The sequence below is a fragment of the Phenylobacterium sp. genome (genome assembly GCF_022402485.1).
Taxonomy (GTDB): Bacteria; Pseudomonadota; Alphaproteobacteria; order Caulobacterales; family Caulobacteraceae; genus Phenylobacterium.
The window spans coordinates 52,107-74,828 of the sequence record NZ_JAKRSA010000033.1 but is presented as its reverse complement, the minus strand read 5'-3'; the positions used below and the strand labels follow the sequence as shown (position 1 = coordinate 74,828).

Below are 22,722 nucleotides of genomic sequence, written 5' to 3'. Positions count from 1 at the left end.
GTCGCAAACTCCGCATCCCCGGTGGCGGCCACCTGGGCGTCGTCGAAGGAGGCGTAGGCCGAGGTGTAGAGCCGCGAATAGAGACCGCCATTGGCCATCAGGGCCTCATGGGGCCCCTGCTCCAGGATCTGTCCCTGCTGCAGGACGATGATCTTGTCGGCGTCACGGATGGTGGCCAGCCGGTGGGCGATGACGATGCAGGTCCGGCCGGCAAACAGCACCTTCAACGCCTTCTGGATCGCCAGTTCGGTGAAGGAGTCGATGTTGGCCGTGGCCTCATCAAGAATCAGGATCTGCGGATTGGCCACCAGGGCGCGGGCGAAGGACAGCAGCTGCCGCTGGCCCAGCGAGATGTTGCGGCCCCGCTGGCCAAGCTGGGTGTCGTAGCCCTCTGGCAGGCGCATGATGAAGTCATGGGCCGACACCGACTTGGCCGCCGAAATCACGTCCTCGCGGGTGGCGCTTTCGGTGTTGTAGCGGATGTTCTCCTCGATGGTGCCGCTGAACAGGAAGGGCTCCTGCAGCACCATGCCGATGGTGCGGCCAAGGGAGTCCAGGGTCACGTCGCGCACGTCGCGCCCACCGATCAGCACCTGGCCCTGGTCCACCTCATAGAACCGGTGGGCCAGCGCAATGACGCTGGTCTTGCCAGAGCCGGTGGGGCCCACCAGGGCCACCACCTGACGGGGACGGACCTCAAAGCTCACATCGTGCAGGACGGGCCGGGCCGGGTCATAGCCAAAGGTGACATTGCGGAACTCCACCGTCGGCTCGACATCGGCCAGAGGGGTGGCGTCGGGCTTGTCGACAATGGTCACCGGCACATCGAGCACCTCGAAGATGCGATGCCCGGCCGCCATGGCCCGCTGCATGATGGTGTACTGCATCGACAGCATGCGGACCGGATCGAAGAACCGCTGCACATAGAAGATGAAGGCGACCATGACGCCCACGTCCAGGCGCCCCCCCAGGACGGCGTTGCCGCCGACCACGATGACGATGCCCATGGCCAGGCCCGTGAGGACATCCACCGTTGGCACCATCACCTGGGTCATGGCCGCCGAATTGTTCTGGGCGGACATGTTCTCCCGGGCCTTCTCCTCATAGAGCTTGAAGTTCAGGGCCTCGCGACGGCTCTCCTGGACGGTGCGGACCCCCTGGATATTCTCGGCCAGCGCGCTGTTGGCGGTAGAGGAGGCGTCCCGGGCTTCCCGGAAGGTCTTTTTGGAGAACGGCAGCCAGATGGCCCGGACCACGATCAGGGCCGGGATCACCGTGAGCGTCAGCAGACCCAGCTGCAGGTCCATGCTGAGCAGGGCCGCCGTAATGCCGATCAACAGCGCGATGTCGCCGACCGCGCCGGTGGTGCTCTCCAGAAACTCCTGCAGGGCGTTCACGTCCCCCTGCAGCCTGGCCATGATCCGACCCACATGGGTCTTGTCCATGAAGGACAGGGACACGTCCTGGAAGTGGCTGAACATGGCGCGGCGGACATCGAAGATGACCCGCTGAGCCAGCCGCGAGCTCATCCACTGTTCGAGGAAGAAGGCCCCGGCATTGAGGATCACCACGCCGACAAAGATGGCGATGATCTGGTCCAGGTGCGCGTCGTCGCCGCCGCCCACCGCAGCGTTCACCGCCTGGCCGATCATGTAGGGGATGGCGATGGCTGTGGCCGCCGAGATCAGCACGGCAATCTGTGCGCCGATGACGAAGGTCTTGTGGGGTTTGAGGAACGGGACGAACCGGCCCAGCACCTTGGGATTGATCGAGGCGAAGATTTCCTCGGCATCATCGCTGCCCAGGGTGGCGCGGGGCTTGCGGGGTGCCTGAGAGGCGACATCGTTCCCGCGGTCAAAGACAAAGTCGCTCATGCCCGCACACCGTCAGTCTGGCTGGCGGTCTGGCCAGCGGCTAGGACCTCGGCGGGCAGATCCTCCACCAGTCCGCCATGGTCAGCCCGCGTCTGCAGGGCATAGAGCTCGGCATAGATGCCGCCGGCGGCCACCAGGCTCTGATGATCGCCGCGCTCTACCACCCGGCCTTCGTCCAGCACCAGGATCTGGTCGGCGTGCATCAGGGAGGACAGGCGGTGGGCGATGATCACGGTCGCCTTGGTCTTGGTGGCGCTGGCCAGGGCGTCGCGGACCTTGCGTTCGGTCACCGCATCGATGGCCGCGGTGGAGTCATCGAAGATCATGACGCCGGGGCCCGGCACCACGCCCCGGGCGATGGACATGCGCTGACGCTGCCCCCCGGACAGGGCGACCCCGCGTTCACCGACCCGGGTCGTGTAGCCCACCGGCAGGCCGGCGATATAGTCGTGCAGCTGGGCGGTCTGGGCAGCACCGACGATCCGGTCCTCCTCAGCCCAGGGATCGGCATAGGCGACATTGTTGGTCACCGTGGTGTCGAACAGGAAGGCCTCCTGCTGCACCAGACCGATGTATTCCCGCAGGGAGGCGAGGCTCACCTCGCGGATGTCCTGACCATCAATGGTGATCTGGCCTCCGGTCACGTCGTAGAAGCGGGGGATCAGGTTGGCGATGGTCGACTTGCCGCTGCCCGGCGCGCCGACCACGCCGAGGGTCTGGCCGGGACGAACCTCGAAACTGACATCCCGCAGCACCGGGCGGCCTTCGTCATAGGCGAAGTCCACATGTTCGAATCGCAGCACCCCTTCGGTGGGGGTTAAGGGCGGCACGTTGGCCGCATCAGCGATCTCTGGCGAAAGGTCGAGGATCTCGAACACCCGTCCCCCCGATGAGGTGGCCCGGGCGGCGGAGGCGAAGATCATGGCGATCTGCCGGATCGGGGCCTGCAGCAGGGTCATATAGGCGAGGAATTCGGTCAGCCGGCCCACCGACATGGCGCCTGCGATCACCTGGTGGCCGCCGTACCAGAGGAGCAGGGCCATGGAGCCATAATAGCTCAGCGTCATGGCCGTGACGGCGCGGAAGCGCAGGGTGATCCGTTTGAACGAGTATTGCAGGGCGTTGTCGGCGGCCAGGTCGAACTTGCCCATCTCGAAGGCCTTGGCTGAGAAAGCCCGCACCACCCGGATGCCCTGGAGGTTCTCCTCCATGGTGAGCGTCAGGACCGACATCAGCTGCTGGACCCGCAGCCAGGTGACCCGCAGCATGAAGCCCATCCGGGCCAGGACCCAGCTGGCGAAGGGCACGAAGGCCAGGGCCAGGAAGGCCATGGTCACGTCCGTGGAAAACATCATGAAGGCCGAGACCGAGAGCAGCATGACGAGCGTCAGGGTCTGCATCATGCCCCCCTGGATGAAGGCCCGGGTCCCCTCCAGATCGAGCATCCCCCGGGTCACCAGATCGCCGGAGTGGATCCTGTCGTGGAAGCCGAAGGACAGGCGCTGAAGCTGCTGGAAAAAGGCCAGCCGCAGATCATAGGCCACCTTCTGGCTGACCTGCTCGGCCACATAGCCCCCATAGCCGGTCAACAGCCCACGAAGGCTGGCCGCCCCCAGCACCAAAAGCGCGGTGTTGACCAGGGCCCGCTGCACATCCTCAGCCGTGGTGCCACCGCCGGCCAGCAACAGGTGCGCCTGGTCGACCGCCTTTCCGAACAGCCGCGGCAAGGTCAGGCCAAACAGGGCCGCCCCGATGGAGCAGCCGACGGCCAGGGCCACCAGGCCCGGATAGCGCAGGGCCAGCCCCATGATTCTGCGCAGCACCCGGGGCATGGCCGAGACGTCAATCGACACAGAATCCGCCGCCGCATCCCTGGGGGAGGGGCGTGAATCACTCATCTGAAAATGTCCAATCTTGGTATGGCACCATCATGCAGCGCCACCAGGGGTCACGCCACCGTCTTTTGACGCGCCCGCCAATTAGTCCGGAGACGTGACATCCATCCTGGTGTCCTGGCCGCAAAGGACCAGACAACCCGAGGTCAGGCGGGAAAGGGTCAGGCGGGCAGGGTTGCCGCCTGGGGTGCCACCGTGACCGGCAGGGCCGGCGGGGCCGGGCGCGGACGCAGCCGCCCGCCCTTCAGCCAGATCTTCAGGGCTTCCCAGTGGATGGCGCCCATCACGCCGAGGGTCATCCACGGGTGGGACAGCCAGGCCCCGAAAAGGGCGCGGTCGTTCAAGGGACGCCGGGCGCCCGCGAAGCTCGCCGACAGAAGCGGCCCGTCCCCGTCAGCCACCTGAATACTGACCGCCACACGTTCCCCTGGCGGACGGATGGTGAAGGCGTAGGTCAGCCCCATGTCCATGAAGGGGGAAACATAGAACCCCTTGTCGATGGTCTGGCGCAGGGTCTCACCCTCTGCCACCGGGGCGGGGATCAGATAGCTGTGCCGGTCGCCAAAGGTGTTGTTCACCTCATAGAGGATGGCGCTGAGCGCCCCGTCCGGGCCATGGCAGAAATAGACGCTCAAGGGATTGAACACGCCCCCCAGAACCCGGGGCATGCAGAGCAGTTGGATCGGCCCGCCGCAGGGCAATCCGGCCCGGCTCAGATGGGCCTCCACCTGCGCCTTCAGGGGTTGGTCTGAGCCCTCCCCATGGTCGCGGGTGTGGAGGCTGAAGGCGGCGGGCCTGTCGAACCCGAAGAGCCGACGCGCCTTGGACAGGGCCGGTGCCTCGTCGAGATCCACCAGCAACATGAAGATGCGATAGCGCATGGCATGAGCCTGCGGCCGCGTACGCCCGTGGACCACGAGCCCGGGATAGAGGCCCGAGGCCGGCGGATTCACGCGGCGACCTCGGCGGCGGTCTCGGCCGGGACCGGTCCAAGGTGGATCCGCGAAGACTCCCCCTGCACCGACCATGGGCGGCGCACACCCCCCAGCTGCTCGGCCACCGCCAAGCCCGACTGAAGACCATCCTCGTGAAAGCCATGACCGAAATAGGAGCCGCAGAACCAGGTCCGGTTCACCCCCTGCAGGGACCAGAGCTCGGCCTGGGCCGAAAGGGCGCCGGCGTCGAACAGGGGATGCTCATAGACCTCGGTGCGGATCACCGATTCGGGGGCGATTTCCCGGTTGGGATTGAGGGTGACGAACAGCTCAGGCTGGGCGGGCAGGCTCTGCAGCTTGTTCATCCAGTAGGTGACGCTGCCCTCCTCCGCCGCGCCGCGGCGACCCAGGTGGTTCCAGCTGGTCCAGGCCGCCCGACGCTTGGGCATCAGGGCGCGGTCGGTGTGCAGGACCGTGAGGTTTCGGCTGTAGCGGAAGGCTGACAACAGTCGCTGTTCCTCCGGACCGGGGTCCTCCAGCAGGGCCAGGGCATGGTCCCCATGGGTGGCGATCACCACCTCGTCAAAGTGCTCCACCTGACCATTGGCCAGACGGACATCGACCCCGCCCGCGTCGCGCCGCACGCCCACGACCCGGACGCCGGAGCGGACCTCCCCCTGAAAGGCCGCTGCCAGGCGATCCACATAGGTGCGGCTGCCCCCTTCCACCGTGCGCCAGAGCCCGCGGCCAAACAGGCTCATCATGCCGTGGTTTTGGAAGAAGCGGATCAGGGCGGCAGCTGGATAGGCACCAATGGAGCCCAGCGGGGTAGACCAGATGGCCGCTGCCTGGGGCAGCAGGTGGTCGTCCCGGAACGCCTGGCCATAGCCCTTCTGGGCGAGATAGTCGTCCAGGCTGGTGAGCGGGCCTTCCAGGGCCGCCAGGTCACGGGGGGCTTCCCGGTAGAACCGGGTCACATCCCGCAGCATGCCGAGGTAGCGCGGGCTGAACAGGTTCGTGAGCTGGGCGAACAGGGCGGCGGAGGAATACTCGAAGGCCCCGTCGTCCAGGGAGACGCTGAGCGCCATGTCGGCGTCCAAAGTGCCCACGCCCAAATGGTCCAAAAGGGCGGTGAAATTGGGGTAGTTGTCCTCATTATACACGATAAAACCCGTGTCCACGGGGACGATTCCGTCCGGTCCGCCGGGGGCCTCCACCGTGTTGGCATGGCCGCCCAGCCGGCTGTCGCCCTCGAACAGGGTGACCTTGTGCTTGGTCCCCAGCAGCCAGGCCGCCGATAGTCCCGAGACGCCGGCACCGACCACGGCGATCCGTAGCGGCCTAAAACTGTTGTCTGCGCCCACGGGAACTCCTTCAATGCAGATGATATGTCTGACCGCCGCCCCACCTGGCGTCGACCTCAAACCTTACGCGGTGAGTAAGGGGGCGGATGCAGCCCAGAGCCGACGCATCCGAACCTGCGCAGGCCGCGTAATCTGAGCGTCGAGCAGGCGCTGGTGCGCCAGAACCACAGCGCCATCCGGAAAGGACCCCGCCTCCATGAGCTTCATCGCCTCGGCCATCAAAGCCTTCGAAGGCGCCCCCGTACCCGATCCCCTTCGGCGGGCGGCCATCGAAATGCTGGTGACCCGCGCCCGCCTGCAACTGGGCCAGGCCACCCCTGACATCGAGGCGACCTTCGCCCTGGAGATGGCGAGCCGTCCCATCGCCGAGCATACCGCCGCCGCCAACGACCAGCATTATGAACTGCCGGCCGCCTTCTTCCAGAAGGTGCTTGGTCCGCAGCTCAAATATTCCAGCAGCCTCTATCCCGCGGGCGTGGACGACCTGGCTGCGGCTGAGGAGATCGCCCTGTCGGAGACCGCCAGCCATGCGGCCCTGGCGGACGGACAGGACATCCTGGAACTGGGTTGCGGCTGGGGCTCCCTGACCCTTTGGATGGCGCGGAACTTCCCGGGGTCGAAGATTACGGCGGTGTCGAATTCGGCCAGCCAGGGTGCCTATATCCGGGGCCAAGCCCAGGCCCGTGGCCTGACCAATGTCACGGTGCTCACCGCCGACATGAACACCTTCTCCGCACCAGGCCAGTTCGACCGGGTGGTTTCGGTGGAGATGTTCGAGCACATGGCCAACTGGCGGGCTCTGCTGACCCAGGTACGCGGCTGGCTGAAGCCCGATGGCCGGGCCTTCATCCATGTCTTCACCCATCGCACCACCCCCTACCGGTTCGAATTGGAAGACGAGTCGGACTGGATCGGCCAGCATTTCTTCTCCGGCGGCGTGATGCCCAGCCACGGCCTGATGGCCCAGTTCCCCGACCTGTTCGAGGTAGAGGCCGACTGGCGCTGGTCTGGGCGTCACTATGAACGCACCGCCCTGGACTGGCTGACCAATTTTGATCGCAATGACGCCGCCATCCGGGACGTGCTGAAGGACGTCTATGGCGATACCGCCCCGCTCTGGCGTCGCCGCTGGCGGCTGTTTTTCCTGGCGACCGCAGGCCTGTTCGGCCATCGGGGCGGCGAGGAATGGGGCGTCAGCCACTATCGCCTGAAGCCCGTGGCCTGACCTGGTCCCCCAAAGGAAGATCCCATGTTGAAATACGTTATCGGCTTTCTGGGCACGGGCCTGGCCTTCGCCATCATCGACGCGGTGTGGCTGACCACGGTCGGGCCACGGCTCTATCGCCCGACCCTGGACGAAGTGCTGGCCGACCAGTTCGCCCTGGCCCCGGCCATTGCCTTCTACCTCGTCTACATCACCGGGATCATGATCCTGGCGGTAAGCCCGGCGGTGCGTGACGGGGTCTGGACCCAGGCCCTGACCACCGGCGCCATCCTCGGCTTCATGTGCTACGCCACCTATGACCTGACCAACCAGGCGACCCTGAAGGTCTGGGCCACCCACATCACCCTGGCCGATATCGCCTGGGGCACCTTCCTCACCAGCGCCTCGGCCACCGCCGGCTATTTCGTGACCCGCTGGGCTGAGCGCACCTTCTAGAACACCCATCTAGCTGCAGTCAGGGGGGCTGCCCCCTGCCCCGGGCCGGCCGATCAGCTCCCCCGATCCAACCGCTGTTTGGATCGGGGGAGCCGTTGTCGTTGCGGAATTCCGCTGTCATTGTGCCGGCCAAGGACGGCCCCGGGCGGCGGTTTGGCATATTGCGCCCAATCGCCCCGGAGCCCCGCCGTCCCCCAATGATAATCAGATGTGTCCTGCGCCCGGCATCCCCGGTCAGCAGGCGCCGGGAGGAATTTCATGGATGATTTGAAAGAGCGCGCGGGCCTGGAGGAACGACTCGACCAGGCCGCGATCACGGGCATGACCATGGCCGTCTGGGCCGATGTGCAGCCCAACAAGGTCGCCGTCGTCGACGCCTACGGCAAGTCGCGGACCTTTGCGGAGGTCAATGCCAATGCCAACCGTCTCACGCGCCTCTTCCGCCAGCATGGGGTTCAGCCGGGCGACAGCCTGGCGCTGGTCTGTTCCAACCGGGCCGAGTTTATCGAGGTCCTGGCCGCCACCATGCGCGCCGGGGTGCGCATCACCCCGGTCAACTGGCACCTGAACGCCGATGAAATCGCCTACATCATCAATGATTGCGAGGCCAAGGTCCTGGTCGGCGACGCCCGGGTGGCGGTGATGGGCGAGGCGGCGACCCACTGCCCTCACCTGACCCTGAAGCTGTCTTTGGGCGGGGATATCGATGGGTTCGTAGACTACGATACCGCGCTCTCGCCCCTGGACGGCTCCAACATCTCGGACCCGGTGCTGGGCAACCAGATGATGTATACCTCCGGTACCACGGGCCGGCCCAAGGGGGTCTATCGGCCCACCCCGGTCGTCACGCCGGTCAGCATCCTGGCCGGCCGCGGCTATGACGACACCTCCATCCAGCTCTGCGCCGGCCCGGCCTATCACGCCGCCCCCCTGGCCTTTGACGTTCGGGCGGCCATGGGCACTGGCTCGCCCCTGATCTTCATGGACAAGTGGGATTCCGAACAGGTTCTGCGCACCATTTCCGAGCAGAAGGTCACCCATCTGCACATGGTGCCGATCATGTTCCAGCGCCTGCTGGACCTGCCGGCCGAGGTGAAGGCCAAGTACCCCGTCGACCATGTCCGCTATATCGTGCACGGCGCAGCCCCCTGCCCGCCGGAGGTGAAGCAGGCGATGATCGACTGGTTTGGCCCGGTGCTCAGCGAGTACTATGCCGGCTCCGAAGGTGGGGCGGGCTTCGCCATCAACTCCGATGAGTGGCTGAAAAAGCCCGGCAGCGTCGGCAAGCGTCCGCCCATGCTGCAGGTGCGGATTATCGACGAGCAGGGCAATGACTGCCCCAACGGTGTGGCCGGCACCATCTACCACCAGCTGCCCCCTGGCGGCGGGTTCCAGTACTACAAGGACGAAGCCAAGACCCAGGCCTCCCGGGTCGGCGACTTCTTCACCATGGGCGACGTCGGCTATTTTGATGAGGACGACTATCTGTTCCTCACCGGCCGCAGCGCCGAGACGATCATCTCTGGCGGGGTGAACATCTATCCCCAGGAGATCGACAATGAGCTGATCAAGCACCCGGCCGTGGCCGACTCCTCCACGGTGGGCATCCCCCATGCTGAATGGGGCGAGCAGGTGAAGGCCGTGATCATGCTCAATGAGGGCTACACGGCGAGCGACCAGCTGGCCCAGGAGATCCTCGACTTCGCCCGCAAGGCGCTCCCCGGCTTCAAGGTGCCGCGCAGCCTGGACTTCGTCACCGAACTGCCCCGCAGCGAGGCCGGCAAAATCCAGCGCAACAAGGTTCGCGCGCCCTACTGGGAAGGCCGCGCCCGGCAGATCTAAGGGTGACGCCGCGCCGGACTGGTACCGGCGCGGCGAAACCTTGCGAAAACATCCGTGTTTGGCGTGACCTCCGGGGCCATGGCATGTACCGCCGCCCTGGAGCATGATGCGATCTGGCGGAACCGTCGGATCGCACCCTGCTCTCACCTCTGAGATTTGAGCGCGTTTCGACCGACAACCGGCGCCCACTTGTCGGGACGCGCTCAAGAAGACCCGCGAGTAGCCGCCATGCCGATTCCCTTCATTGACCTGCAGGCCCAGCGCCTGCGCCTTGGCGAGCCCCTTGAAGCCGCCATCCTCGAGGTGGTGCGCTCAGGTGCCTATGTCATGGGACCGCAGGTGGCAGCGTTCGAAGCCGCGCTGGGGGCATTTGGCCAGGCGCCACACGTGCTCTCCTGCGGGTCCGGCACCGAGGCCCTGGTCCTGCCGCTGATGGCCTGGGGGATCGGGCCGGGGGACGCGGTCTTCTGCCCCTCCTTCACCTTTGCCGCCACCGCCGAGGTCATGCCCCTGGTGGGGGCCTCGCCGGTGTTCGTCGATATCCTGCCTGAAACCTACAACCTGGACCCCGCCCACCTGGAGGCGGCCATCGAGGCGGTGAAGGCTGAAGGCAAGCTGACGCCTAAGGCGGTGATCGCCGTCGACCTGTTTGGCCAGCCTGCTGACTACCCAGCGATCAGCGCTGTCTGCCAGAAGCACGGCCTGAAGCTGATCGCCGACTCCGCCCAGGGCTTTGGCTGCACCCTGGACGGCCATCACCCCCTGCACTGGGCCGATGTGGCCACCACCAGCTTTTTCCCCGCCAAGCCGTTGGGCTGCTACGGGGACGGGGGTGCGGTGCTCTGCAAGGACGCCCGACTGCACGACGTGCTGGTGTCCCTGCGGGTGCACGGCCAGGCGGTGAAGTCGGATTTGGAAGGCCGCACCTTCGACCATGATCCGAAGTATCTGAACATGCGGATCGGCATGAACGCCCGGATGGACACCGTCCAGGCTGCGGTGCTGCTGCAGAAGCTGTCGATCTTCGCCGACGAAATCGAGGCCCGGAACCGAGTGGCCGCCCGCTATGCCGAGGGCCTTTCCGACGTGGTGCAGACCCCCAAGGTGATCGCCGGCGGGGTTTCGGTCTGGGCCCAGTACACCATCGAGACCGAGAACCGCGACGGCCTGGCCGCCCACCTGAAGGCGGCAGAAATTCCCACGGCCGTCTACTATCCGATCCCCATTCACAAGCAGGGGGTCTATTCTGGCTATCCCGTGGGACCGGGGGGCATGCCGGTGACCCTGGCTGCGGCCGAGCGCGTCATCAGCCTGCCCATGCACCCCTATCTGGAGGCCGACGTGCAGGATCAGATCATCTCCGCCATCCGGGCCTTTGCCGGTCGAAACACATGAGCGGGACGCGCCAGGGCGGAGATCATCCGACGCCGGATGAGATGGCGGAGGCCTTTGAGGCGCGGGCGCATTCCCGGGACCTGACCATTGGCGTGATCGGCATGGGCTATGTGGGCCTGCCCCTGGCGGAGGGCTTTATTGGCAAGGGGTTCAAGGTCCTGGCCTTTGATCCTGATGAGACCAAGATCACCGCCCTGCAGGACGGACGCAGCTATATCAAGCACATCTCCGACGCCCGGGTGGCGGCCATGGGTGCCACCGGCCGCCTGGAAGCCACCGCCGATGAGGCCTGTCTGGCCAGGGCCGACGCCCTGCTGATGTGCGTGCCGACGCCGCTCAATGTGCACCGGGAGCCGGACCTGTCTTTCGTGGCCGACTGTGCGGCGATGATCGCGCGGCATCTGCGGCGGGGACAGCTGGTGGTGCTGGAATCCACCACCTATCCCGGGACCAGCGAGGAACTGATCCGCCCGATCCTGGAGGCCGCCACCGGCCTGAAGTCCGGAATCGACTTTGCCATCGCCTACAGCCCCGAGCGGGAGGACCCCGGCAATATCGACTTCGGGGCGACCACCATCCCCAAGGTGGTGGGCGCTGACACCGACGCCGAACGGCGGATGGCCATCGCCGTCTATGCCCCCCTGACCAAGGTGGTGCCGGTCAGCGACCTGAAAACCGCCGAGGCGGTGAAGCTCACCGAAAACATCTTCCGACTGGTCAATATTGCCCTGGTCAATGAGCTGAAGGTGGTCTTCGAAAGCATGGACATCGACATCTGGGAGGTGATCGATGCGGCCAAGACCAAGCCCTTTGGCTATATGCCCTTCTATCCGGGGCCAGGGCTGGGGGGGCACTGTATTGCCATCGATCCCTTCTACCTGACCTGGAAGGCCCGGGCGCACGGGGAGGCCACCCGCTTCATCGAGCTGGCCGGGGACGTGGTCGCCGCCCTGCCCCGGCGGGTTGTGGAGGCGGTGGCCGAGTCCCTGTCCAGCCGCCAGGGCAAGGCGGTGAACGGCGCCCGCATCCTCGTAGCGGGACTGGCCTACAAGAAGAACGTCGACGACATGCGCGAAAGCCCGTCCCTGCATGTGATCCGCCTGCTGCGGGAACGTGGAGCGCAGGTGGATTACTATGATCCGCACATCCCTGTGGCCCCTGACAATGGGGAACACCCCGAGGTGGCCGGCATGGTCTCCATAGGCTGGGATGAGGCGGTCCTGGCGACCTATGACTGCGCGGTGATCTGCACCGACCATGACCTGGTGGACTATGCGACCTTGACGAGGCTGGTCCCCCTGGTGGTCGACACCCGTAACGCGGTGGGCCGACTGGCCCCCGACTTCGCCGATCAGGTCCGCAAGGCCTAGCCCCCAACCAACCTCATGCTCGGCACCAGGCCGAGCATGAGGAGGAGGGCTGATCCCCACACCGAGGGAAGTCGCCTTATTTGAACCAGCAGAGCTGTTCGGTGGTGGCCAGCAGGACCCCATCCCGGGACCACAGCGCCCCATGCTGGTCGAAGAAGCCGCTCTCGAACCGCCGGGCCTTGGCGTCGCCGAGGATGAAGTCGCCCCCGACGGCCTCCAGCTCCGCCGGCGTGGCGTGGAAATATACGCTCATGCTCACCGTCGAGGCCGGTCGCCGCTCGGCGCTGCGATAGAAGATCCGCGGGGCGAAGACATCGGCCAGCCCCGCCAGCAGCACATAGTCCAGAGGCCTGGCCTGATGGTCACGCATCCAGTTGCGGGTCAGGCTGTCGGGATTCTCCTGCAGCGGGGCCGAGCCCTGGACTGGGCGCTGTTCGAACATGGCGGTGAAGAAGCCCGGACGGGCGGGGATGCTCTCGATCGCCTCAGGGGGCTTCACACCTTCAGGAAAGCTGGCCTCATGGGTGGAGTAAGTCTCCCGCCGCTGGCCCAGCGTCACCATCGCCATGGCCACCGGCGTATTGTTCTGGACGAGTTCGGAGGTCCAGAATTCCACCGACTTGCCCTGGCGGGCCGGTCGGGTGACGATCTGCAGCGGACTTTCGTCCAGGCCCCCCATCAGATTGACCGTCATGGCCACCGGGGTTCCACCATGGTCGCCCTCGGCCAGAACCGCCTTCAGCAGCAGGGCGGCGGTCCAGCCCCCCCAGGGGCCGATCATGTTCCAGTAGCGCTTGTCGATCCTGGAGTCCCACAGGCGGGGGCCGGCGGGGGTCAGCGACAGGGCTTCATCGAAATCGTGCAGGCGAACGGGCACGGCGGCGTCCATGGAATATCCCTCAAAGAAAATGCAGGCGCGACGGGGCGGCCGCCATCAATGTGGTGGCTTCTAGAAAGGGCGCCGTAAGGGAAGGCTAGATCGTCAGGCCCAGGCTGCGGCGATCCGCGCGGCCTCGGCGCGACCCTGTTCAACTCCGGCCCGGGCGGCCTCCGGCCGGCGGGCGAAGTTCATCAGATTCACCCCCATGGCCGAGGCGCTGCCGGCGTCGGGACTGATCAGCACCACCTCGGCACCGCCGGCCTTGAGCACGGCGATCTCCCCCTCGAGCTGCGCGGCCATGGCGTCGGCGGCGGGGCCTGCCGAGGCTCCGCCCCGCACCTGCACCAGGACGACCAGGTCATGCCCCTTGGCCATGTCGGCATTCAGAGAGGAGCGCATGCCCCCGTCGATATAGCGCCGCCCGTTCAGGGTGACCGGAGGATAGACCCCCGGCACCGAACAGGAGGAGGCCACCGCACGGCCCACCCCGACGCCAGACTCCTTTGTCCAAAGCTGAAAGTCGCCGGTCAGGGCGTCGACGGCGGTGCAAGCAAAACCCCGCTCAGGCCAGGCGTTCTCCCCCAGGCTGGCGAAGGTCCGGCCAAAGGAGGCGATGAAGGTCGCCTCATCCACCGTATCGGCGGCCAGGGCAAAGGCCCCGATATCGGCGCGGACCGCCTGGGGCGGCCTGGAGCCGGAACGCGCCTCAGCCATCATCCGCATCAGAGGGGTCAGGTCAGGGCCAGCGGGCTTAGGCTCGCCGGCCTTGGCCGGTGCTGCTCGGGGCCGATCAGCCTCAGCCAGGATCGGGGTAGCGAGGTCGGCGGCGGGATCGCCCATGGCCAGCCGGGCACCGACAAAAGCACCTGCCGACGTACCAAGGATAAAGTCCGCCGCTCCCAGGTCGACGCCGGCCTCGGCGAGGCCAGCGATGAGGCCAGATTCCCACGCAATACCCACCGGCCCACCGCCGCCCAGTACCAGAGCCCTGCTCATATCGTTCTCCCGCCCGTTCCTGTCTTTGAGAACAGGATCAGGCGCCGGGGTCGGCATGTCCATAAAGGGGGCCCAAAACGAATGAGAGCGCAGTCTTGAGACTGCGCTCTCTCCGTCAGGATGAGGCCGGAACTCCCCCAAGCCCGGCCGACGTCGCCACAGGGGTAGGGACGCTCCTAACAGGCCTTTTCGCGGTAGAGACCAAGCAGGTGGTTCATCCGCTGTTGTTGAGGCGACACGGTCGGCGCGGCGACCTCGCCCCCGGCGGCCACGGCCTGACCCACAGCTTGGGAGGTGGAGTCTGCCACCGCACTGAGCGCCTGGGCGGCGAAGGGGCTGAAGGCCCCGCCCACCATGCCGCGGGCCAGCCCATAGCGGGCCGCGCCGCCCAGGACGCCGCTGGCCAGGCCGCCGGCCATGCCCCGGCCCTGCTTGGCGCGCTGAGCCTGCTTGGCGGCTTCCGCCTGCTCGGCCATCAGCTGGGCGTTCAGTGTGTTGGCCTCCGCCCCGATCTGCTCACAGCTCATGGCCCGGTCGCCGGGACGCAGCACCTGATAGACATTGGAATCGATCAAAGGCGCCGCAACAGGGGCGACAGGAGCGGGACTTTCGGCTGGGGTAGCCCCAGGGGCCTGGGCAGTGGTCTGCGTCGACGGGGCGGCCTCAGGGCCAGAGGTCTGGGGGCCAGGGGTTTGGGGGGCTGGGGTCTGGGCGACCGCGGTGCCGGCAATCAGCGCCAGGGCGGCCGTGGCGCAGAACAAGCGCTTCATGGTTCAAAACTCCAAGGGTTGGACGAAGTTGGGGAGGATCATTGGCCCCGGGCCTTGCGGATCTCGGCCACCAGGGCGGCGTTGAAGCCCTGGTAGGCCGCGCGGCTCAGGGCGGCGTAGCGCTTGGGGGAGACCTCGGCGTCATAGACCAGGCTCTGTCGGTAGACCGACCCGAAGCCGATGCTCACCAGGGCATTGTGGGTGGCGATGGAGTCCGAACGATCCGCCGTCTGGGCCAGGATGCCAAAGGGCTGCGGGGTGAAGACGCCCTTGGTGGTGAACCAGCCGGGCATGGCCCCGCCGCCATTATTGCCCCAGACAAAGTCCACCTTGGAGATGGGATTGATCCCGAACCGTAGCTCGGCGTCCACCGAGGCCGAGCCGCTATAGGTCCGCTGCCCGGTACTCTCCATGTCGACATAGTCGAGCAGCAGGCGCGGGGAGATAATGACGGCGTCCAGGTCGCGGCTGGCGCGCCCAAACCGCATCAGGGCGCCAGAGGCGGCCACGGCACCCATGCCGGTCTCAAACGCATGGCCCTTGATGAGCGGCAAAGCGCGGGGCCCGTAGGCGACCCAGGCCTTGGTGGCGCGACTGTCGATGATGCCCTGGCCGCCCACCGGAGCGCTGTAGCGGGCCACCCCACTCATCTGCTCGGAGGCCTGGAAGCCCGCTGGATCAAGCACCTCGAACCCGGCGGCTCTCAGCTGGGCGACCAGGTCGCCATAGGCGGCGTCGGCCATGTCCTGAGCCATGGTATCGGTGAGGCCTACCAGGCGGGTGGCGATCTGAGTCCGACGCTGGCTGGTGTCCAGACCCGTACCGCCGCCAAAGGCGCTGGCGGTAGCGCCTTGGACGAAGGCCAGGGTGTAGCCAGAAATGATGATCTTCGGCCGGTTGGCGAGGTAGCGGGTCGCATGGCCCTGAAGCGCCACTGAGAACGGCGGCGCGTGGTCGGGCATCATGTCCAGCTGGGCGAGGCTGACCCGTCCGCTGGCGTCGGCACCCGCATAGGTGCGCCCCACAGCCCCGCTGACCGAGGTTGAGCCGGTCCGGCCGGAGGAGGCGTCCTTGGCCGGGGCCGTCCCTGGCTGCGGGCTATAGAGCGCCCCGAAGGGGTCAGCCTGACTGGATGCTGCCCCTGGCAGGGCCAGCAGCAGGGCAGCGGCCAGGGCTGCTGTGCCCCAGGGCGGGCGGAAGGCGGTGAGGCGCATGGGGGATGGCCTTGGACGGGGAACGCGGTCGTGTTGACCTCATTCCTGCCGCCTTGGGCTGGACATCGCATGATCCAAACGGACTAGGCGGAAATCGCCACCCTGCGTTGGGCGCCTTGCAGACCGCGCCGCGCCATGGGAAGGCTTGGCGTCAAACGTTTGTTTTAAGTCATTTGGGAGAGCCCCATGAAGGCTGCAGTTTATTACGAGAATGGTGGGCCCGAGGTCCTCAAATACGAGGAAATCCCCGACCCGGTTTGCCACCCCAAGGGCGTTATTCTGCGCGTCGAGGCCATCGCCATCGAGGGCGGCGACACCCTGAATCGCTGGCGTGGCCCCCTGATGACCAACCCGCATGTGGTGGGGTATCAGGCCGCCGGCGAGATCATCGAGATCGGCGAGCAGGTTACCAATGTGAAGGTCGGCCAGAAGGTCGCCACGGTGAACAATTGGGGCAGCCATGCCGAGCTGCGCTCGGTGCCGGCCCGCAACTGCTGGCCGATTCCGGCGGGCTTTGATGTGCGCAAGGCCGCTGCGATTCCGGTGACCTTCGGCACCGCCCACGACTGCCTGTTCGAGTTCGGTCGCATGAAGAAGGGCGAGACCGTCCTGGTCCAGGCCGGCGCCTCAGGCGTCGGGGTGGCCGCGATCCAGTTGGCCAAGCGGGCCGGCGCAGGGCTCATCCTGGCCACAGCCTCCTCCGATGAGCGCCTGGAGAAGCTCAAGCGTCTGGGTCTCGACCACGGCATCAACTACACCCGCGACGACGTGGTGAAGGAGGTTCGCCGCCTGACCGACAACAAGGGCGTCGATGTGGTGGTCGACTCTGTCGGCGGCTCGACCCTGCAGGGCTCCATCAACGCCCTGGCCTATCGCGGCCGGGTATCCATGGTCGGCGCCGCCGGCCGGGAGCCGATGGTGGTGGATGTGGGCTCGATGATGGGGGGCAATCGCTCACTCTCCGGCGTGTTCCTGGGGGCCGAAATCGGCACGGACCGGGTGCATGACAACATCCAGCAGTTGATCGAAGACGCTGCCAAGGGTGAGCTGGAAGTGGTCATCGACAAGGAATTCCCCCTGTCCGACGCCGCCGGCGCCCACGCCTATATCGAAAGCCGCAAGGCCGTGGGCCGGGTGATCCTGGTCCCTTGATCGTCTCATGATCGGACGGCGCGGGCGCAGGCCTGCGCCGTCCTCCATCTGCACAGACATCCTGCAATGACAGGGAGGCCTTGATGCCCCGCGCCGCCGTCAACGGTATCGAGATTGAGTACGAGACCTTCGGACCGGATGACGCCCCGGCCGTCCTGCTGATCAATGGCCTGGGGTCGCAGATGACCCGCTGGCCCATCCTCTTCTGTGAGAAGCTGGTGGCCCGGGGCTATAGGGCGATCCGGTTCGATAACCGCGATGTGGGCCTGTCGACCTGGTTCCAGTCTGGCGACCGTTACACCCTGTCAGACATGGCTGCCGACGCCGCTGGCCTGCTGGACCATCTGAACATCGAGACCGCCCATGTGGCCGGGGTCTCCATGGGCGGCATGATCGCCCAGACCGTGGCCATAGAACATCCCCAGCGGGTGCGCTCCCTGACCTCGATCATGTCGGCTACCGGCGCGCCGGGCACCATGGACGCGACCCCCGAAGCCGCCGCTGTGCTGACCCAGGTGGCCCCCGACCCTAAACTCGACGAGGAAGCCTTTGTTGCCTACGGGATGAAGAATGCCCGGACCATCGGCAGTCCGGGCTATCCGTGGACAGAGGACGCGCTGCGCAACCGGGTTCTTTCGGAAATGCGCCGGGCCTTCAATCCCAAAGGCGTTCAGCGTCAGCGCGGGGCCATCGGGGCCAGCGGCGACCGGACCGAAAAGCTGACCAGGCTCAACGTGCCTACGGTGGTCCTGCATGGGGAAGCCGATCCGCTGATCCCGATGGCCGGCGGCGAGGCCACGGCCAAGGCGATCCCTAGGGCGGACCTGCGGATTATTCCGGGCATGGGTCACGACCTGCCTGAACCGCTCTATGACACCATCATCGACGCCATTGTCGCCGCCGCAGAGCGAGCGCGCTGACCTCAGTTACGACTAGGGAGAGTTTCATGGGACGCCTCGAAGGCTTTTCGGCCGTGGTCACCGGCGCGGCCAGCGGCATCGGCCGGGCCAGCGCCACCCTCTTTGCCCGGGAGGGTGCCCGGGTTGTCTGTGTCGACCGCGCCGACACCGTCGAGGAGACCGCTGCCTCCATCCAGGCCCACGGAGGTCAGGCCATCGCCATGACCGGCGACGCGGGCGACGAGGCCTTTGTGCAGGCCTATATTCAGCGGGCTGTGGACGCCTATGGCGGCTTGGACGTGGTCTACGCCAATGCCGGGATCACCGGTGGGCCGACGCCGTTCTTCGAACTGACCCCGGAGATCTGGACCGAGGTGCTGCGGATCAACCTGATCGGTCCTTTCCTGGCCATCAAGCACGCCAGCAAGATCATGGTCCCCAAGGGCAAGGGCTCGATCATCTGCACGGCTTCGGTGGCCGGCATCCGGTCCGGCGCTGGTCCGGCCTCCTATTCGGCCTCCAAGGCCGGCGTCATCAACCTGGCCACCACCGCAGCCAATGAGCTCTATGGCACGGGCGTTCGGGTCAACGCCGTCTGCCCCGGCCTCATCGAGACCGGCATGACGCAAGGGGTGTTCGACTTCGCCCGCGCCCGGGGCACCGAGGACAGGATCGGCCAGCTCAATCCCCTCAAGCGCGCCGGCGTCCCCGATGAGATCGCGCACATGGCCCTGTTCCTGGCCAGCGATGAGGCCTCCTATGTAAACGGCCAGGCCATCGCCGTGGACGGCGGCTTGTCGTCGTCCCACCCGGTGGGCAAGCGCACCAGCGCCCGTTGAGACGCTGATCAAGGGGCGCGAGGTTTTGCCTTGCGCCCCGGCGAGCGCTAGAAGCGGCGCTCGCCTGTTTCATAGACCAGCCCAAGAGCCGAACAGCACCCATGGCCGGACACTCAAAGTTCAAGAACATCATGCACCGCAAGGGCCGCGCCGATTCGGTGCGCTCCAAGCTGTTCTCCAAGCTCAGCCGCGAGATCACGGTGGCGGCCAAGTCGGGGATGCCCGATCCGGCCATGAACTCCCGCCTGCGCCTGGCTGTGGCGAATGCCAAGGCGGAGTCTATGCCCAAGGACAATATCGACCGGGCGATCAAGAAGGCCTCTGGTGCCGACGCCGAGGCCTATGAGGAAATCCGCTATGAGGGCTTCGGCCCCGGCGGGGTGGGTCTGATCATCGAAGCCCTGACCGACAACCGCAACCGGGCCGCGGCCAATGTGCGGGCGATCTTCTCCAAGAACGGCGGCAATCTGGGGGAAACTGGCTCGGTCTCGTTCATGTTCGACCGGGTGGGCCAGATCGTCTATCCGGCCAGCGTCGGGTCGGAAGACAAGGTCATGGAAGCCGCCATCGAGGCCGGTGCCGAGGATGTGGAGTCCGACGAGGACACCCACACCATCTACACCGCCTTCGAAGACCTCTCAGAGGTGGCCCAGACCCTGGAAGCCGCCCTGGGCGCGCCCAAGTCCACCGCCATCGCCTGGAGGCCCAAGACCCTGACTCCGGTGGAGGGTGAGCCGGTCGCCACCTTGATGAAGCTGATCGACGCCCTGGAAGACGATGACGATGTCCAGAACGTCTATGGCAATTATGACGTCTCCGACTCAGACCTGGAGACCTATGCGGGTTAAGGCCCATTCCAGGCCCGTTGACGGGACTGGACGCCCCCCGGGCTCATGACCCTGCGCCTCTGGATCGAGATCAACCATCAGGCCCCCTATCGGACCGGGGGCTGGTCCTGGCTGTGTGAGCACGGTGAGGGCCTCACGGGCGCCGCCGGCGGGGCCCGTGAGATCGAGGCCGAGGCCTTTGGCGTGGCGGCCCTGCAGGCGGCCCTGGCCGACCTGCCGGAGGGCGCGGCGGTGGCCCTGCACCTTTCTGATGCCAGACTGATCGAGGGGGTCCGCACCATGTCCGCCCGGCGAACCGCAGGCTGGGTCAATGCATCCGGGGATCTGGACCCAGAGGCCAAGTCCTGGGAGGTGATCGCCAAGGCCCTGACCGGGCGGGCACTCAGCCTGGTCCGCACTCAGCCGGCTGACTCTCGGACCCCCGCAGGGTTCGCCGCCGCCTGGGCGGAGCTTGCCCGGGACAAGGCCAAGACCAAGGGGACGTTCAAGAGCGCCATTCCCCGACCGAACCTCGCCAAGATCCGCGGCCTTTAGGGACGGTCTAAACACCCCCTTAACCCTGCGGCGGGCTAATCGGCTGGTAGGAACAATCCCCGAACACGCCTATAGAGTCGCCCATGGCCGCTGTGCGAATCCTTGGACTGGACCCCGGCCTCCGCCGCACCGGCTGGGGGGTGATCACCATTGAGGGCGCGCGCCTGGCCCATGTGGCCCACGGCGTCATCGCACCGAAGGAAACCCTGCCCTTCTCTGAGCGCCTGCTGGTGCTGTTTGAGGCCATCAGCGCCCTGGTGGCCGAACACCAGCCTGACGAGGCTGCGGTGGAGGAGACCTTCATGAACAACAATGCCGCCAGCGCGCTCAAGCTCGGCCATGCCCGCGCCATGGCTCTGGTGGTGCCGGCCCGCGCCGGCCTGCCGGTGTCTGAATACGCCGCCACCGTGGTCAAGAAGGCCGTGGTCGGCACAGGCGGTGCCGACAAGGACCAGGTGGCCTTCATGATTGCCCGGCTGCTGCCAGCCGCGGGCGGGGTGACCGCCGACGCCGCCGACGCCCTGGCGGTGGCCATCGCCCACGCGCACGCCCGCACCGCCAGAAGCCTGGCGACGCGGGCGCTCTCGAGGAACATGGCGTGATGATCGGTCGGCTGCGCGGCACGGTCGCCGAGATCGGCGAGGAGGACGCCCTGATCGATGTGATGGGGGTGGGCTATGTGGTCCGCTGCGGCGCGCGCACCCTGTCGCGTCTGCCCCCGCTTGGGGAAGAGGCCTTGCTGCACATCGAGACCCAGTGGAGCGAGCAGGCGGGCATGCGCCTCTATGGCTTTCTCACCCGGGACGAGCGTCGCACCTTCCTGATCCTCAAGGAGATCCAGGGAGTGGGACCGAAGGCCGCCCTGTCGGTCCTGGACGTGCTGCCCCCAGCTGAGCTGGCCGCCGCCGCCAGCCGCCAGGACAAGGCCGCCATCGCCCGGGCTCAGGGGGTGGGGCCCAAGCTCGCCCTGCGGATCGCCACCGAGCTCAAGGACAAACCCCTTACCGACCTGCCGGTCAGCGCGTTTGCCCCCGGCGCAGACGCGCGCGAGCCCGTGCCCGCCCCCTCGGCCACAGGCGAGGCCGTGGCCGCCCTGATCGGCCTGGGGGTCGCTGAGCCGCAGGCCAGGCGCCTGGTGGAGGCTGCAGCCCAGCGGCTGGGTGAGGCCGCTCTGACGCCGGCCCTGATCAAGGCCGCCCTGCAGGAGCTGGGCCGATGAGCCGGCTGGTCAGTGGCGAGGCCGCGCCAATGGAGGGCAGCGACCGGGCCTATCGCCCCCAGACTCTGCTGGAGTTCGTCGGCCAGGAGCAGTCCAAGGCCAATCTGCGGGTCTTCATCCAGGCCGCCCGGGACCGGGGCGACACCCTGGATCATGTGCTTTTGTTTGGCCCACCGGGCCTTGGCAAGACGACCCTGGCCCAGATCATCGCCCGGGAGATGGGGGTCAATTTCCGCGCCACCTCCGGCCCCGTCCTGGCCAAGGCCGGGGACCTGGCCGCCATCCTGACCAATCTTGAGGCGGGCGACGTTCTCTTCATCGACGAAATCCACCGGTTGGCGGCCAATGTGGAGGAGATCCTCTACCCCGCCATGGAGGATCACGTCCTGGACCTGATCATCGGCGAAGGTCCGTCGGCTCGCTCGATCCGCATCGATCTCGCCCCCTTCACCCTGGTGGCGGCGACCACCCGGGCCGGGCTGCTGGCCACCCCCTTACGCGACCGGTTCGGCATCCCGGTAAGGCTGGAATTCTACACCACCGACGAACTGATCAAGGTGCTGAGCCATGCGGCGGGCAAGATGGGGGTCAGCCTGACCCGGGATGGTGCCGCCGAAATCGCCGCCCGCGCCCGGGGCACGCCCCGGGTGGCCGGTCGGCTGCTGCGCCGGGTCCGGGACTTCGCGGCGGCCGAGGGCGCAGCGGCCATCGACAAGGGCGCAGCCAGCCGGGGTCTGGCACGGCTGGAGGTGGACGAGGTCGGCCTGGACTCCCTGGACCGGCGCTATCTGCGCGCCCTGATCGACAACTACGGCGGCGGCCCTGCCGGGGTCGAGACCATCGCCTATGCCATCGCCGAGGCGCGGGATGCCGTGGAGGATGTCATCGAGCCCTATCTGATGCAGCAGGGCTTTATTCAGCGCACCCCTCGGGGTCGGGTGGCCTGCGCCAAGGCCTATGCGCACCTGGGTCTCACCCCGCCGCCCCAACCGCCTGGAACGACCCAGGCCCCCCTGTTCGACGAATAGCCGACCCC

At 66.8% G+C, this 22,722-nt stretch carries 21 protein-coding genes; 13 read left to right on the top strand and 8 right to left on the bottom strand.

Annotated elements, in window-relative coordinates; genetic code table 11:
* The 4 genes from MH112_RS14885 to MH112_RS14870 form a co-directional block, all read right to left on the bottom strand.
* The coding region (locus MH112_RS14885) for an ABC transporter ATP-binding protein (protein WP_296569362.1) at nucleotides 1-1,874 on the bottom strand (1,874 nt) is incomplete at its 3' end.
* Complete coding sequence (locus MH112_RS14880; protein ID WP_296569360.1) at nucleotides 1,871-3,772, bottom strand: ABC transporter ATP-binding protein; 1,902 nt, start codon at nucleotides 3,770-3,772, stop codon at nucleotides 1,871-1,873. The genes MH112_RS14885 and MH112_RS14880, both read right to left, overlap by 4 nt.
* A 158-nt stretch (nucleotides 3,773-3,930) precedes the next feature.
* Entirely contained in the window at nucleotides 3,931-4,722 is a 792-nt protein-coding gene (locus MH112_RS14875) for a DUF1365 domain-containing protein (protein WP_296569357.1), read from the bottom strand.
* A complete protein-coding gene (locus MH112_RS14870) occupies nucleotides 4,719-6,068 on the bottom strand; it encodes an FAD-dependent oxidoreductase (protein WP_296569354.1) in 1,350 nt (449 codons plus the stop codon). The genes MH112_RS14875 and MH112_RS14870 overlap by 4 nt, the downstream gene beginning before the upstream one ends.
* A 196-nt stretch (nucleotides 6,069-6,264) precedes the next feature.
* Here MH112_RS14870 and MH112_RS14865 point away from each other — a divergent pair, with 196 nt between their 5' ends.
* The 5 genes from MH112_RS14865 to MH112_RS14845 all read left to right on the top strand — a co-directional run bounded on the left by MH112_RS14865 (nucleotide 6,265) and on the right by MH112_RS14845 (nucleotide 12,335).
* Nucleotides 6,265-7,293, top strand: a complete 1,029-nt coding sequence (locus tag MH112_RS14865; protein ID WP_296569351.1) for a cyclopropane-fatty-acyl-phospholipid synthase family protein — start codon at nucleotides 6,265-6,267, stop codon at nucleotides 7,291-7,293.
* Nucleotides 7,294-7,317: 24 nt separating this feature from the next.
* Nucleotides 7,318-7,728: a DUF2177 family protein gene (locus MH112_RS14860; RefSeq protein ID WP_296569349.1), complete on the top strand. Its 411-nt coding sequence runs from the start codon at nucleotides 7,318-7,320 to the stop codon at nucleotides 7,726-7,728.
* Between the two features lie 258 nt (nucleotides 7,729-7,986).
* Nucleotides 7,987-9,570: an AMP-binding protein gene (locus tag MH112_RS14855; RefSeq protein WP_296569346.1), complete on the top strand. Its 1,584-nt coding sequence runs from the start codon at nucleotides 7,987-7,989 to the stop codon at nucleotides 9,568-9,570.
* A gap of 228 nt (nucleotides 9,571-9,798) precedes the next feature.
* Nucleotides 9,799-10,965 (top strand): DegT/DnrJ/EryC1/StrS aminotransferase family protein, encoded by a 1,167-nt coding sequence (locus MH112_RS14850; RefSeq protein ID WP_296569343.1) that lies wholly within the window; start codon nucleotides 9,799-9,801, stop codon nucleotides 10,963-10,965.
* Nucleotides 10,962-12,335: a nucleotide sugar dehydrogenase gene (locus tag MH112_RS14845; protein WP_296569339.1), complete on the top strand. Its 1,374-nt coding sequence runs from the start codon at nucleotides 10,962-10,964 to the stop codon at nucleotides 12,333-12,335. Before MH112_RS14850 ends, MH112_RS14845 begins: the two co-directional genes overlap by 4 nt.
* A 76-nt stretch (nucleotides 12,336-12,411) precedes the next feature.
* On the opposite strand, the gene MH112_RS14840 is transcribed toward MH112_RS14845, so the two are convergent.
* From MH112_RS14840 to MH112_RS14825, 4 genes are all read right to left on the bottom strand, one after another.
* Entirely contained in the window at nucleotides 12,412-13,224 is an 813-nt protein-coding gene (locus MH112_RS14840; protein ID WP_296569336.1) for a thioesterase family protein, read from the bottom strand.
* A gap of 93 nt (nucleotides 13,225-13,317) precedes the next feature.
* Nucleotides 13,318-14,211 (bottom strand): patatin-like phospholipase family protein, encoded by an 894-nt coding sequence (locus MH112_RS14835; RefSeq protein ID WP_296569333.1) that lies wholly within the window; start codon nucleotides 14,209-14,211, stop codon nucleotides 13,318-13,320.
* A 176-nt stretch (nucleotides 14,212-14,387) separates the two neighbouring features.
* Nucleotides 14,388-14,981 carry a hypothetical protein gene (locus MH112_RS14830; RefSeq protein ID WP_296569330.1) on the bottom strand — a complete coding sequence of 198 codons (594 nt, stop codon included), beginning with the start codon at nucleotides 14,979-14,981 and terminating at the stop codon, nucleotides 14,388-14,390.
* Nucleotides 14,982-15,019: 38 nt separating this feature from the next.
* Entirely contained in the window at nucleotides 15,020-16,195 is a 1,176-nt protein-coding gene (locus MH112_RS14825) for a hypothetical protein (protein ID WP_296569328.1), read from the bottom strand.
* A gap of 186 nt (nucleotides 16,196-16,381) precedes the next feature.
* Between MH112_RS14825 and MH112_RS14820 the strand changes: the two genes are divergently transcribed.
* The 8 genes from MH112_RS14820 (at nucleotide 16,382) to ruvB (ending at nucleotide 22,714) form a co-directional block, all read left to right on the top strand.
* Nucleotides 16,382-17,347, top strand: a complete 966-nt coding sequence (locus MH112_RS14820; RefSeq protein ID WP_296569325.1) for a zinc-binding alcohol dehydrogenase family protein — start codon at nucleotides 16,382-16,384, stop codon at nucleotides 17,345-17,347.
* Between the two features lie 83 nt (nucleotides 17,348-17,430).
* Complete coding sequence (locus MH112_RS14815; RefSeq protein ID WP_296569322.1) at nucleotides 17,431-18,267, top strand: alpha/beta hydrolase; 837 nt, start codon at nucleotides 17,431-17,433, stop codon at nucleotides 18,265-18,267.
* 26 nt (nucleotides 18,268-18,293) lie between these two features.
* Nucleotides 18,294-19,085 carry an SDR family NAD(P)-dependent oxidoreductase gene (locus tag MH112_RS14810; RefSeq protein ID WP_296569319.1) on the top strand — a complete coding sequence of 264 codons (792 nt, stop codon included), beginning with the start codon at nucleotides 18,294-18,296 and terminating at the stop codon, nucleotides 19,083-19,085.
* Between the two features lie 101 nt (nucleotides 19,086-19,186).
* The gene (locus MH112_RS14805; protein WP_296569314.1) at nucleotides 19,187-19,933 is read left to right on the top strand and encodes a YebC/PmpR family DNA-binding transcriptional regulator; all 747 of its coding nucleotides are present in this window, start codon (nucleotides 19,187-19,189) and stop codon (nucleotides 19,931-19,933) included.
* Nucleotides 19,934-19,978: 45 nt separating this feature from the next.
* The gene (locus MH112_RS14800) at nucleotides 19,979-20,467 is read left to right on the top strand and encodes a ribonuclease H (RefSeq protein ID WP_296569312.1); all 489 of its coding nucleotides are present in this window, start codon (nucleotides 19,979-19,981) and stop codon (nucleotides 20,465-20,467) included.
* 83 nt (nucleotides 20,468-20,550) lie between these two features.
* The gene (ruvC, locus tag MH112_RS14795) at nucleotides 20,551-21,069 is read left to right on the top strand and encodes a crossover junction endodeoxyribonuclease RuvC (protein ID WP_296569309.1); all 519 of its coding nucleotides are present in this window, start codon (nucleotides 20,551-20,553) and stop codon (nucleotides 21,067-21,069) included.
* Nucleotides 21,069-21,686, top strand: a complete 618-nt coding sequence (ruvA, locus tag MH112_RS14790) for a Holliday junction branch migration protein RuvA (protein ID WP_296569388.1) — start codon at nucleotides 21,069-21,071, stop codon at nucleotides 21,684-21,686. The genes ruvC and ruvA overlap by 1 nt, the downstream gene beginning before the upstream one ends.
* The gene (ruvB, locus tag MH112_RS14785; protein ID WP_296569306.1) at nucleotides 21,683-22,714 is read left to right on the top strand and encodes a Holliday junction branch migration DNA helicase RuvB; all 1,032 of its coding nucleotides are present in this window, start codon (nucleotides 21,683-21,685) and stop codon (nucleotides 22,712-22,714) included. The genes ruvA and ruvB overlap by 4 nt, the downstream gene beginning before the upstream one ends.
* Nucleotides 22,715-22,722 lie beyond the last annotated feature (8 nt).